Annotated in this window: 7 protein-coding genes, 1 rRNA gene and 1 pseudogene; 6 read left to right on the top strand and 3 right to left on the bottom strand. The window is 61.9% G+C overall.

What is annotated here, in order from left to right:
- Nucleotides 1-176 precede the first annotated feature (176 nt).
- The 4 genes from B2869_RS13670 to drmB are packed head-to-tail and all read left to right on the top strand — an operon-like array spanning nucleotide 177 to nucleotide 8,609.
- The gene (locus B2869_RS13670) at nucleotides 177-1,490 is read left to right on the top strand and encodes a hypothetical protein (protein ID WP_292767641.1); all 1,314 of its coding nucleotides are present in this window, start codon (nucleotides 177-179) and stop codon (nucleotides 1,488-1,490) included.
- Nucleotides 1,478-3,187: a nuclease-related domain-containing DEAD/DEAH box helicase gene (locus B2869_RS13665; protein ID WP_292767638.1), complete on the top strand. Its 1,710-nt coding sequence runs from the start codon at nucleotides 1,478-1,480 to the stop codon at nucleotides 3,185-3,187. Before B2869_RS13670 ends, B2869_RS13665 begins: the two co-directional genes overlap by 13 nt.
- Complete coding sequence (locus tag B2869_RS13660; protein ID WP_292767635.1) at nucleotides 3,184-6,687, top strand: helicase-related protein; 3,504 nt, start codon at nucleotides 3,184-3,186, stop codon at nucleotides 6,685-6,687. Before B2869_RS13665 ends, B2869_RS13660 begins: the two co-directional genes overlap by 4 nt.
- Nucleotides 6,684-8,609, top strand: a complete 1,926-nt coding sequence (gene drmB, locus B2869_RS13655) for a DUF1998 domain-containing protein (protein WP_292767632.1) — start codon at nucleotides 6,684-6,686, stop codon at nucleotides 8,607-8,609. The genes B2869_RS13660 and drmB overlap by 4 nt, the downstream gene beginning before the upstream one ends.
- A gap of 51 nt (nucleotides 8,610-8,660) precedes the next feature.
- On the opposite strand, the pseudogene B2869_RS13650 reads toward drmB, so the two are convergent.
- The 3 genes and pseudogenes from B2869_RS13650 to B2869_RS13640 all read right to left on the bottom strand — a co-directional run.
- Nucleotides 8,661-8,906, bottom strand: a pseudogene (locus B2869_RS13650) (SulP family inorganic anion transporter); the annotation flags it as partial.
- A gap of 111 nt (nucleotides 8,907-9,017) precedes the next feature.
- Nucleotides 9,018-10,148, bottom strand: coding sequence for a GTPase family protein (locus B2869_RS13645; RefSeq protein WP_292767629.1), 1,131 nt, complete (start codon nucleotides 10,146-10,148; stop codon nucleotides 9,018-9,020).
- A gap of 94 nt (nucleotides 10,149-10,242) precedes the next feature.
- Complete coding sequence (locus B2869_RS13640; RefSeq protein ID WP_292767626.1) at nucleotides 10,243-11,295, bottom strand: hypothetical protein; 1,053 nt, start codon at nucleotides 11,293-11,295, stop codon at nucleotides 10,243-10,245.
- Between the two features lie 100 nt (nucleotides 11,296-11,395).
- Here B2869_RS13640 and B2869_RS13635 point away from each other — a divergent pair, with 100 nt between their 5' ends.
- The gene (locus tag B2869_RS13635; RefSeq protein ID WP_292767623.1) at nucleotides 11,396-11,902 is read left to right on the top strand and encodes a hypothetical protein; all 507 of its coding nucleotides are present in this window, start codon (nucleotides 11,396-11,398) and stop codon (nucleotides 11,900-11,902) included.
- A gap of 531 nt (nucleotides 11,903-12,433) precedes the next feature.
- Nucleotides 12,434-12,788: ribosomal RNA gene (locus B2869_RS13630) — 16S ribosomal RNA — on the top strand; the annotation flags it as partial.

The following is a 12,788-nucleotide window of genomic DNA, read 5'->3' as shown; positions in this document are numbered from 1 at the left end:
CCGCTTCGCTGGCGCGACACGGCGTCGAGATGATTGCTGTGCGTGATGACATTGGAGCGAGATTCGATTCCGCTACCCGCGCTCTGGTTCGACTAATACAGCGAGACGGGCCGGGGATTTGGGACGACCTCGCCGGCGCCGCGAAGGTACTGCGCTGGCGAATCATCACCGACCCGATGCCGAACGAATACAACACTCAGCTTCAGGTCGCCGCGGGTGAAGTGGGCCGCCAGGCCCTTCGGCTGGTGGGTGCAGTCGATGAAGAGGATCTACTACGGGAGGTCTCCGATGCCGCGGCTGCTCTGAGCACCCGCGACCCACTCGTAGGTGGCGTCTTGGCGGAGTCCCTAGCTGAAGTTGGATCGGATTCGGCTGTTGTCGTGGTCGCGAGTACTCGATCTCGACAGGGGCTAGACCGGTGGCTCGGCCCGCTCGGGGGACGAGTTTTGACACTCGGCGATCTCGAGCGTGCGGACGTGCCCGAGGAAATTGCCTATTTCGTTGGACCGCCCCGGTTCTTCAAGCCGACGGCGGTAACTGCACCACGCACGCCGGAGGTGACGTTCATAGTTCCCGCTTGGTTCGGGGATCGGACCGTTCCCACTTCGGCAATTGCGGACTACGCCGAAGGCGGAATCTGCGTTGCGGCGCGGGTTATTGAGGTTGGTGACCGTCCCGCTATGGCGCCAGAGCAAACGTTGACGGAGCAGAATCCGATCCCGGAGGAGCACCTTCTTCCCCAGCCTTTTTGGGGTAGGCGACCAAGCGAGGACCGTGCGCCGGATAAGGACGAGGTCGAGGCACGGAAGATCCTCCTCTCGGGAAGCCGCGCGATCTGGCTCGATGACGATGGAGAGCGCATTCGTGCCTTGGATCCGACACAGCCCCCAGGCGAGCGAGTCGGCTATTCCAATGTGTCAGCGGTTGCTCCAGGAACCCACTTGCTTCTCCGAGAAGGTGAGGCCGAGCGTGAGTCGCTCCAAGCGCGAGCGTTTGCGAGAATCGGGGCGCGTGCATCCGCGATCGAGGCTTCCCAAGCATCTTGGAAGGCAGCACTGATAGAGAAGCTCGCGATGAGGGGGGTAGGAGAGTCGGAACGCGCACTACGTGCGCTCGGTGTTCGCGCGGCCGGTCAGGTCCGGGCGTGGGCATCGGCTCATGTGATGCGTCCGCAGAGCGATGGGGACTTCGAGCGACTCCTCGAATGGCTGGGGCTATCGGTGCAACCGTACTTCGGACACGCCACTCTATTGAGGCACGAGGTGCACCTGGCCACGCGGGAGCTGCGAGACCGACTGGAGTCGGCAGCGGATGCCGCCGATCTTCACGAACTCGAGCGAGTTGGGCACCTGAGTTTAGACATTGCTGAGCCAGGCCTCCGAGGTATGTTCGTCACTCGAGTTCTCGCTATCGCCCCGTTCACGGAGCTCGTTGGGCGGTACGATGCTCGGGTGCCGTTCGCGGATGAGGGTGCTCGATGGCTCGGATGATTCCGGCCTACTGCGCTAATTCTGCGCCTCCAGGTGAGAAGGCGGTCTTCGCTGCCCTCCGGGATGCCCCGGAGACCGATGAATGGGTCGTGCTGCATTCCCTTGGGATCGCTCAGCATGAGCGCCAGGTCGAGGGCGAGGCCGACTTCGTCGTCGTCGTGCCCCTCGCGGGTTTGTTGGTGATCGAGGTGAAGTCGCACCTGTCGGTCGCACGCGGCTCGGACGGCACGTGGCGGCTCGGGCAAGACCCCCCGATAGTTCGGGGCCCCTTTCAACAGGCGCGGGAGGCGATGCACAGCATCCGTGACTACCTCTTGAGCAAAAGGGTCGAGCTGCGAGACGTCCCGGTCTTACACGCGGTTTGGTTCACCGGAGTGCGAGCCAGGGCAACGCTCCCCGATTCTCCGGAGTGGCACTCGTGGCAAGTTCTCGACTCGAACGACGTTCCGACCGCGGCCACCGCTATTCAGCGAGTTATGGCGGAAGGTGCGGAGCATCTAGCATCGAAGATCAAGTACTTCGGTTTCGGTGGACGAGGTCCGAACCAAGGCATCGCCGGGCGGATCGTGAGTACACTCCGCCCCCGATTCGAAGTGGTTATCACTGCTGGGGACCGGCGACAGGCTCGAGAGGGCCAGCTCGCGCGGTTCGTCGAAGAGCAGTACCGCGCGCTTGACTCGGCCGCGGACAATACGGGCGTGTTGTTCACGGGGCCGGCTGGCACAGGCAAGACTTTCCTTGCCGCTGAGTCCGCCCAGCGAGAGGTCGCTCAGGGCAGAACTGGTCGGTTCTTGTGCTTCAACCGCTTCCTTGGGCGCAGTCTGCGAGAAAAGCTCGCAGATGTCCCGGGCCTTCGCGTGGGCACTATGCACCAAGAGATGCTGCGGCTCGCAGGTCTGAGTAGTCCACCGGCCGGTGCCGGCGGGGACTTCTGGGAACGAGCGCTGCCAGAGCAAGCGCTCGAAGGTCTTGCAGAACGAAGCGAAGGCGAGGTCCTAGACTTTCTGATCCTTGATGAAGTGCAGGACATCGCGACTGACAAGTATCTCGATCTGCTCGATCTGCTCGTCAAAGGGGGTCTCCGCGAGGGCCGCGTGCTTATGTTCGGTGACTTTGAGCGCCAGATGGTCTACGGCCGCGAGCGCTCCCGCGACGTGCTTCGCGCGCGGTCGCCGCACATGGCCTCGTTCCGCCTATCCGACAACTGCCGGAATCTCCCCCGCATTGGATATCAAGTGAACATCCTCGCCAATCTCGCGCCAGGGTTCCGAGAGTTCCGTCGAACCGACGACGGTATTGATCCAACGATCATCAAGTACACCCGGGGTGAGGACCAAACCGCCTTGTTGCGGAAATCAGTGAGTGACCTGCGCGACGAGGGCTTCGACCTCACCGAGATCGTTGTACTCAGCCCTCTCGGTGAAGGCTCTGTTGCGGCGAGCACATCTGACGCATGGCTGCGCCAAGTGCTGACTCCTTTCGATGGGTCTAAGCCGACCAAGGGACGGCTTCGCTACTCAACAATTCACTCATTCAAGGGGTTGGATGCGCCAGCCGTGATCGTCACGGACCTCGACGACGCAGGAGGGTCGAACTTCGACGCGCTGGTTTACGTAGGGCTGACACGAGCGACGGATCGGCTTACGTCCCTGGTGGAAACGAATACATTGAGGCGACGGATTAAAGGTGAACCATGAGTGGAATTGAAGCCCGCGAGACGGTTGAAGCGGCACTGCGGCGAGAACTGTTTGGACCAGTCGCGGGTGATCCAGCACGCGGGCAGCCGCTCAAGATTAATGCAGGCGTTGTGCACTTCGGAACAACGGAGGCCTCAAGAGGGCAGTTTCACGACACCGAAACCGGTGAGGAGATTCTCACGAGCGGTAATCCGCTCAAGCGTTACGGCGTCGGAGTTCTGTTTGCCGGGGCTACCGTTGGTGGCTCGCCGGTCGAGCGGACCGAAGAACACAATTATGAAGACCTTGATGGTGTCACCGGTCTCGCAGTCTCCGAGGACGACCTTGTCGGGCCCCCTGTCGAGATTCAGGGTCACGTTCGTCACGATGTCGCTGACTCGGATGACTTTGACCTCACGGATGCCAATTCCTTCAAGCCATCCGCGATGGCTATCTCGTTCGAGTCACGCCTGACCGAGTCGGGGACTCTCAACGTTGAGGTCGCTGCCGCGAGGTACGAAAAGCTGACCGTGCACATTCCGGGTGTTGCGAAGCCGGTTGAGTGGTGGGTAAGGCGTCCCTTCAGAGCCGTTGGCACGATCTCGGGTCGAACTCTTCTGCAGGAGCCGAATCGGCTAAAGGTTGTCGATGTCACGCTTCTGGACGGCCCAGGACCGATCCCGCTGGCGCTCCGAGTCTTCAGCCGTCCGGTGCCTCGGGATGACGATTCTGCTCTCAGGATTGTTACCGTCGCAGTCGTCAACGACGCTCCTGGCTCCGGCCCCTCGGCTGCTCTCTTTCAGGTCGATTTCAAGGTGTCAACGATTGGCGACGCTGCAATCGTCCCCTATCCCGAAGTCGAGCTCCCTGACCGAGATGAGGAAGACCACTCACTTGATCTTCTTTATCGGAAGCAGCGTACCTACGCCATCGGGCATGGTTGCGCTGCCGAGTGGGGGACGGTGGATGCGGACGGGCTCGTGTCATTGGTGCAAGCCACGGCTCTCCCGACCTATGAGGTCGTGAGTCTTTCACCGAACGTGTACCTTTCGGACGACGACGGGAATCTACTTGTCGATGCCGAAGGCAGGCGGAAGCTTGTCACCGTCAGCATGGATGCCCTGGCCCACGGCCGCGAGGACGGTGCCGCTCAAGTCGAACTTGTCCTGAGTCAGTACGAGAGGTGGATCGAGCTGCGAGAAGCTGAGATCCCAGCACTACTTCCGCGCTACCAGCGAGCTGCGAGTCAGCACATGCTGCGAGCTCGGGCCACGTTGACCAGAATGCGGACTGGCTGGCACCTCGTCGTGACGAATAGGCAAGCAGCCCAAGCGTTCCGTTGGGCAAATGAGGCTATGCTCCTCCAGCAGGTACGATCCGGATTCGATCTGCGCGAAGCCAAGCAAGGTAGTGACGGTCGCTGGCGGGTTGAGGGAGCGCATCCAGCAGCTGACGTCCCGGACGGTCGCGGATACTGGCGTCCGTTTCAGATCGCGTTTCTGCTTGCCGTGCTGCCGGAACTAGTCGAGCCGGGCCGCCATGAACGAAGCGACGTCGATTTGATATTCTTCCCAACGGGGGGTGGCAAGACCGAGGCATACCTCGGAGCTGCCGCGGTTAGCCTGCTTTCGAGGCGCCTTCGCAATTCTGACGACGCGGGGACGGACACCCTGATGCGTTATACCCTGCGTTTACTCACGGCGCAGCAGTTTCTCCGAGCGGCTTCGCTGGTCTGTGCCCTAGAAGATATTAGGGAGCAGAACGCGGGGGCCCTCGGTGGAGGGCCGTTTGGGATCGGCATTTGGTTGGGGAGCAGCTCAACACCGAACTCGTGGGATGCAGCGCTTAAGAACCTGCGGGCGCTCCGTCGGAAACCTCACGAACAGAACCTATTCCTCCTACTGCGGTGTCCGTGGTGCGGGGCGCAGATGGGTCCTCAGCCGAAGAAAGGGGGTGGGCAGGAGCCGATCGGATACGAGGAAGCCGCAGGCAAGGTCATACTTCGCTGTATCGATGGGCAGTGCAAATACTCGCGCCGCAGCGGCCTGCCTGTCCATGTGGTCGATGAAGATATCTACGAGGTTCGACCTTCGATTGTCATTGGGACTGTAGACAAATTCGCGATGATGGCTTGGCGACCCCGCGCGCGGAATCTCTTCGGGCTCGCTGCTAGTGGCGCGCGAGAGGTATCCCCTCCTAGCCTGATCATCCAGGACGAGTTGCATCTGATCTCCGGCCCGCTTGGCTCAATGGTCGGCCTGTACGAGCCGGTGATTGACGAACTGTGCACGGACCGTCGCGGTGCACGTTCTGTGCCCCCTAAAATTATCGCCTCTACCGCCACTGTCAGGCGGTATGAGGACCAAATCAGGGGGCTGTTTGGTCGGGAGAGAGTCGCGCTCTTCCCCCCGCACGGTCTCGAAGAGGGGCGTTCATTCTTTGCGGAGCCCGCGACTTCTGCCGACGGCACCCCTGAGCCAGGCCGCCGCTACATCGGCGTAATGAGTGCCTCCCTCGGGTCCACTCAGACTGTTCAGGTCCGTGTCGCGGCCGCAACGCTCCAGGCTGCGACCGATATCCCCGAGGCGGATCGGGACGGGTATTGGACAAACCTCAACTTCCTCAACTCTCTTCGGGAGCTCGGTAACACTGTCTCCCTGGTCCAGTCCGACATCCCGGACTACCTCACGGGACTCCGGCGACGTGATGGCATCGAGCCTCGCTGGCCGCATAGGACGATGGAGCTCACGTCGCGGCGTCGCTCTGACGAGATTCCAAAGGCAATCGAGCAACTTCAGATGAGGTATGCCGTTGGAAAGGACCGTCAAGAGGCGTTTGACATCTGTCTCGCATCGAACATCATCGAGGTAGGTGTAGACATCGATCGACTCGCGCTGATGACGATCGTCGGCCAGCCGAAAACTACGGCGCAGTACATCCAAGTGAGTGGTCGAGTAGGCCGAAAGCCGGAGATCAGTCCCGGACTGGTTATCACGATCTATGGGGCCGCTAAGCCGCGAGACCGTAGCCATTATGAGCGTTTTCGGACCTACCATCAGCAGCTCTACGCACAGGTGGAGCCAACGTCCGTCACGCCCTTCGCCATGCCAGTTCTTCGCAGAGCACTTCACGCGGCGGCTGTCGCCTATGTGCGGCAAACCTCGCCGGAGACTCTGGGGCCCGACCCGTTCCCCTCGGCAGCGTACGACGAGGCAATTCGTCTGCTGCGGGAGCGAGCAGAGATCGTGGAGCCCGATGAGGTGTCCGTGCTCGATCGCTTCGCACGGGATCGAGGCCGACAGTGGCGAGGCTGGGAACGCACTGAATGGGATGCAAACCCGGCTCCCTTCGGCGATCCCCTGCAAGGTCTCATGCGATTCGCCGGAACCCTCCCCGATCTTGACAGACGCGCAACAATATGGGACGTGCCGACGAGCATGAGGAATGTCGACGCTGAGTGCCGTCTCGAGATCAGTCAGGCGTACCTCTTCGAGGACACCGCCTCAGAGGAGCCAACATGAGTTCTGGAGCAATGCGCCGCGCGCAATTGGTGACGCCGTTCGGAGTGGGTGCGATGAGCGTGTTAGTGAACGGGACTTCGGTGATCACCGCTGGTCTTGACCATTGGTACGAAGTCGTCGACCAAAGCGCTCTCGCGATGGAGGAATACCAGGAGCATGACTGGCGGCTCGAATCCCGACTAAAGGTCTCCGAGTTCCGGCTACCGCCCGATTACCGGCCGTCAGCCCGCGGTAGCGACTCACGGAACGTCCGACTCACTGTGCCTGTACTGCGTTTTCCGCGCTGGTCGTTCTGCATATATTGCAAGCGCCTGGAGCTCAGTAAGCTCACGATGAAGACGCTTGTCGAGTGCCAGGACAAGGAGCATGCCGGAAAAAAGTACAGGCCGAAGATGTCGCAGGTGCCGTTCGTTGCCATCTGCACACGCGGGCACCTGGATGACTTTCCGTTTGACGAGTGGGTTCATAGGTCAGCCAAGCCATCGTGCGCGGGCACGTTGCGCCTCGTGTCGCGCGGAGGGGGTGGGCTCGAAGGGCAGGTCGTAACGTGCGACACCTGCAAGCGGGAGCGCTCGCTTCGAGGGGTCACTGAAGCTCGCTTCGACAAGAACGGTGATGAGCACACAAATCTCAGTGATCAGCTCGTTTCACCTGATCAGCCCTATTTGTGCGGTGGTGCTAGGCCCTGGCTGGCGCAGCTGGAAGGTGTCTGTGATCAACCGGTTCGAGGTGCTCTGCGTGCTGCCGGGAATGTCTACTTCCCGAAGGTGGAGTCGTCGATCTATCTCCCCCGACGCGAGGGAGCGGTAAGCGAAGAAGTCCACCAGCTGCTCCGGCACCCAGCCGTTAGCACGACTTTCAATAACGTGTATCAGCTGGACCTTGATGAAGTCTCGGGCGGGCAGCTAAGGAAACTGCTGGAGCGAAACGTTCCGCCTGAGCTCTTCACTCCCATTTCGGACGACGAGCTACTGGCGGCTTACCAAGATCAGTTCGGTATCGGGGCTAACAGCGACGAGGAGCCTGCGGAGATTCCGATCGACGCAGAGAACCTGACAAGTGACGACGTATGGCGACACCCGGAGTACATAAAGATCCGCGAGACCCCGAAGGACGATTACCTTGCCGCGTCCGACCCTGGTCTTCACGCCGACCTGTCAGATCACCTCTCGCGCGTGAGGTCAGTCGATGTGCTCCGGGAGACTCGTGCGTTGCGTGGGTTCACTCGAGTCCGCGACGGGGAGTTGAAGTTGACGGAGGGGAAGGCGATGCTCAGGCGCGCCAGCTTGACTCCTGCGCAAGACTGGCTGCCGGCCTATGTCGTGAAGGGTGAAGGAATCTACTTCGAGCTCGATGAGGCTCGGCTGGCGGCCTGGGATGGACGCGCGGAGGTCCAGGCCCGCGCGCAGCGGATCACCGATCACTACGGATCCGTGACAAGTCAGCGCGGGCTACAGGGGCGGACCATTAGCCCAAGATTCGTGCTGCTGCATACGCTGTCACATCTCTTGATCAACGAACTCATTTTTGCCTGCGGCTACAGCTCGGCTTCGCTTCGAGAACGCCTCTACGTTTCGGACTCTGCTGACCGGAGCATGACCGGGGCGTTGATATACACCGCGGCGGGTGACTCGGAGGGGACGATGGGTGGACTTGTTCGCATGGCTCGTCCGGACAATCTGCGGCAGGTTTTTGCCTCGGCGCTGGCCGACGCACGCTGGTGCTCGACTGATCCAGTATGCATGGACTCCGGTGATAGGGGACAAGGCCCGGACTCGTGCAACCTTGCAGCGTGCCATGCCTGCGGGTTGCTTCCCGAGACCAGCTGCGAGGAGTTCAATCGATTCCTTGATCGGGGTCTCGTCATTGGCACGCTCGATGACCCGAGTCTCGGCTACTTCTCAGACGCATTTTCAGACTGAGGTGCCTTCGGAAGGCAAGACTCTGGCACGGAGGCTGGCGACGAGGCGACCGGTCGCCATCGCCGGCCGCCCGCCGAGGAACGCGATCGACACCGCCATGATGAACGACGAGAACAGTCCCACCTTGGGATCCACGCCCGCGATCACCGAGAGCGCGATGGCCTCGGGGATGAGGGCGAGTCCGACGACGAGACCTGCCAGCACCTCGCGGGTCAGCATCCGCGGATTCTTCAGCGCCGTCAGGACAGAGGGGTTCGACCGATAGGGGGCACGATCATCGACCGTCGGTGCAGACATGGAGCTCCAGGGGAAGGCGCCTCGAGAATGAGGCAGACGCTCCAGCGTAGGGCGATCGAGCGCCACCCCTGATCTACCCGGGTAGATCAGCCGCCACCGGCGAAACTCTCTTCAGCCTCGCCCGCCGCTCACCTTCTTGAACCACACGCCGACCTGCGTCTGGAACAGCTCGCGAACCAGGTCGCTGTCGAGCGCGCCGTCGACGCCTCGCAGTCGACCCTGCGTGAGCTCACCGCAGACCACTGCCCACGCGTATCCGATCGCCAGGGTGAAGGTGCTGGCGACGGTGCCCGAGATCACGCCGCCCACCACGGTTCCGGCTCCGGGGATGAACTTCAGGAGGCCGGCGACGGCGCTTCGTCCTGCCGCCGAGACGGCGACTGTTGCCGCGGTCGCTGCGATCGTGGCGGTCTCGACTCTGACGCCGTAGATCGCCGCGACCCTCGCCATCATCCCGAGCTGAATGGGGATGAGCACACCGGCGTCCGCAACGGGGATCGGAATAGCTCCGACCGTCAACGCCGCCGTGGCAGCCGCGCGGACAGCTGTTTGAGCTTGCTTGCGCTTTCTTGCCAGATCGACTTTCTGGGCGGCTGCGAACGCTGCTTCAACACCCTCGGGAGCAGCGCGAAACGTGGCATCCACGAGCTCCGTGAGCCCGTGCTGAACCTGGCCGGTGAACTCATCCGCCGTCGACATCACCAGGATCGGACGGCCTCCCACGATCGGCAGGTCCAGCCCGGCGATGTGATCCGCCAGGGTCAGAGCGTCGGCGTGATACTCGCCGTTCCGCGACGGCACCTGTGTCAGGACGGCGACGACGGGCAGGCCGAGGTCGTGCAGCCGGCGGATGAACTCTGCTTCGGTGTCTTCGAACCTTCGGTCGGTCGCCCGGACGCAGTACCAGGCGACGTGGATCTGCTCAGAGAGCGGCTGCCGGCGCATCTTCTTCAGGTAGTCGCCGAGTTCGCTGATCAGCTCATCGGTGTCCTTGCCGATCTCGAGCCCACGGGTGTCGAGCAGGCCGAGGAAGCCGGAACGGTGGATGTAGAGATGCTCGTCCATCGTGACGGGTTCGCCGACTCCGGTGGGAGCGACCTCCTCGCCGAAGATCGCGTTGATCAGCGTCGACTTCCCGACGCCGGTCTTGCCGAAGATGGCGAGGTTGAAGCGGCCGATCTCGTCCGCCTGCTCTTTCCACTGACTGCGGAAGTCGTCTTCAGAGAAGGTCTCACCCGTCATTGCGCACTCCCTCTGAGGCCGTGGCCTCGGTTTGCGGCGAAGCTCCCCCTCGCTCGCGGCTAGCGTATCGGGGCACACCTGAACTCTCGCTGCCTCACTCCGGGCCGTGGTTCACCCAGTCCGAACCCAGGGCCGACGACGTCAACTCGACCTCCGGCAGCCAGAGGGAGAGAGGGAGTAGCTCGTTCACGGCATTGATCGTCTCGTTACGCGAATCGTCCAGCCTGTCGGCAAGGAGCAGAAAGCGTCGTCTGTCCCGCTGGGGGATTCTGTCTAGCGAACTGCCGAGGTCTGGGACGGAGGAGAACTCCTTGGCAAGCTGCCTGAAGTCGTAGGTCACAGCTTTCATCCTGTGCCGGATCACATCCACCGCCTTCGGGTCGAGTGGCTCCGTACAGTGCACGACATTCGGCGCCTCGAGGATCTCGCGGGTGATCAACCGGCGACCACGCAGCGACTTCGTGATTCCCTTCAGCGCGTCTTCCAACTCCTGCATCGAGGATTCGCGACCCACTGATGCGCGGAACGCCTCACGGTCGAACACCTTGTGGATGAACTCCTCGGGGTCTGGATCCTCCACCCATCGCACGATCGGCGGTTGTGAGTGTCCGCTCGTGTTCGCGACGTGGGCGAGGGCAGCGTCGAACGCGACTCGGTTCGTGGACTGCTCTTGGAACTGGTCATAGAACTTCTCGGCGAAGAGTCGCGCCCCGGCGTCATCGACCTTCCGATTCGCTCCGATGAACCATCCGCCCTGGGGGATGAGATGCGGCGCCCACCGCGAGGTCTCGCACCCGTTCAGGAACACACCGTTGAGGCTATGGGCGTCACGAAGCGCGGCGTGCAGCTCGCGCGGCGTCGCGGTGGAGGCGATGGGCCACCCCTGTTGGTCACGCCCGGCTACTACGAGACTCCCGCCCTTGCCATGCCCGATGAAGTGGAACACGTGAGGATCGAAGTCGCGTATCGCGGACTCGAGATCCTCCCAAGGCTCGTCAGCCTTGACCTGGACGTCGAACCTCTCACCGGTGTTGAGGTGCTCAAGCATCTGTGCTTCGATCCGCGCCTCAAGGAGGTCGCGCGCAAGGTGAAGCTGGGCCCACACGAGCACCCGAGTCCGGGGGTGAGCTACTCCTCTGAGCGTCATGGCGCGAGCCTAACCGAGCCATGCTCCCCCGGCTCGCTGGCTCTTCCCTCCCTCGACTCGCTGCGCCATCATGAGACGACCACCCACCAAGGAGGCCCTCTTGTCGCTCGCATCGACCACGCCGGCAACCGCCGCCACAGGCCTCCCCGGGGTCGCGGTCATCGCGGAGATCCGACGCGTCCTGATCACGGCCCTAGTCGCCGTCTTCGTCTACTCCACGCTCATGGTCGCGAGCCGGAGCTACTGCCCCGGTGGCGTCGACGGCAGTGGTGGCTTCATCGACTCAGCGGGACAGCCGACCGACCAGGCGCCTGTGTGCATGGATCTGACACTCCGCCCCAGCCCCCTGGTCTACATAGGCATCGCCGCGATCGTGCTGATCACTCTCGGACGTGTGATGAAGGCGAGCGACGAACGCTCAGCCCTCAAGACACTGAACCGCGCGTCGATCGGAGTAGCGGCACTCGTGGTCCTCGCGATCGTCGTCTCCCTCGTCTGGTTCTTCCTGATCCCCATGGAGGAGTTCACCTCCGGCTCCTGGACGGTCTTCAGTCCGTTCCCCTTCGGCGCCATCGACGTCACGACGACGCCGCTGACCGTCGAGTGACGCACCGCAAGGCCAGGAGAGTGCAGGGAACCGTCGGGCCAGGAGTGCGACACGCCCGGCGGTCGGCCTAGATTTGCCCGATCTCCGGGATCCGCGTAACTTATTACTTGTTCGCCCCAAACGGTTGAGCGGAGGTCCTCGGACCGGCTCCCGTCAAGCAGCTAACACCTCCCGAATCCCAGACACTCACTGAGTGAACAGGATGAAGGTACTGATCCGTTCCCACGGTCAGGCCGAGAAAAACTCGGACTTGACAACGGAAACGAGATCGGTAAGATAGAGAAGTTGCCCTTCGGGCCTGGCTGTGATGGCTGGGTCGTGGGAGCATCCGATCCTTGAGAACTCAACAGCGTGCACTTGTCAAATGCCAAATTATCCTCGTCTAGCTTCGGCTAGTTGAGAATTCCTTTGGATCAAAGACCAACTCCTTCCGGGGGGTTGGCAATGGATGAAGTCAGCAATGAATTTGTCTCTTTGGTCAGCATCAAACTCGCTGCGTCACCGTTTTCCCGGTGGGGTATGCATTTCTTTTTTACGGAGAGTTTGATCCTGGCTCAGGATGAACGCTGGCGGCGTGCTTAACACATGCAAGTCGAACGGTGAACACGGAGCTTGCTCTGTGGGATCAGTGGCGAACGGGTGAGTAACACGTGAGCAACCTGCCCCTGACTCTGGGATAAGCGCTGGAAACGGCGTCTAATACTGGATATGTGACGTGACCGCATGGTCTGCGTCTGGAAAGAATTTCGGTTGGGGATGGGCTCGCGGCCTATCAGCTTGTTGGTGAGGTAATGGCTCACCAAGGCGTCGACGGGTAGCCGGCCTGAGAGGGTGACCGGCCACACTGGGACTGAGACACGGCCCAGACTCCTACGGGAGGCAGCAG

Source organism: Microbacterium sp. UBA3486, from assembly GCF_002377845.1.
In the GTDB taxonomy this organism is placed as follows: Bacteria; Actinomycetota; Actinomycetes; order Actinomycetales; family Microbacteriaceae; genus Microbacterium; species Microbacterium maritypicum_A.
Note: the sequence above shows the minus strand (reverse complement) of the source record. Positions and strands in the feature narration are given on the sequence as shown.

Bases quoted from the DNA above. Each gene is read 5' to 3' on its own strand.
- B2869_RS13670 (WP_292767641.1), top strand. From the start codon at position 177: ATGCCGAACGAATACAACACTCAGCTTCAGGTCGCCGCGGGTGAAGTG.
- B2869_RS13665 (WP_292767638.1), top strand. From the start codon at position 1,478: ATGGCTCGGATGATTCCGGCCTACTGCGCTAATTCTGCGCCTCCAGGT.
- B2869_RS13660 (WP_292767635.1), top strand. From the start codon at position 3,184: ATGAGTGGAATTGAAGCCCGCGAGACGGTTGAAGCGGCACTGCGGCGA.
- drmB (WP_292767632.1), top strand. From the start codon at position 6,684: ATGAGTTCTGGAGCAATGCGCCGCGCGCAATTGGTGACGCCGTTCGGA.
- B2869_RS13645 (WP_292767629.1), bottom strand. From the start codon at position 10,148: ATGACGGGTGAGACCTTCTCTGAAGACGACTTCCGCAGTCAGTGGAAA.
- B2869_RS13640 (WP_292767626.1), bottom strand. From the start codon at position 11,295: ATGACGCTCAGAGGAGTAGCTCACCCCCGGACTCGGGTGCTCGTGTGG.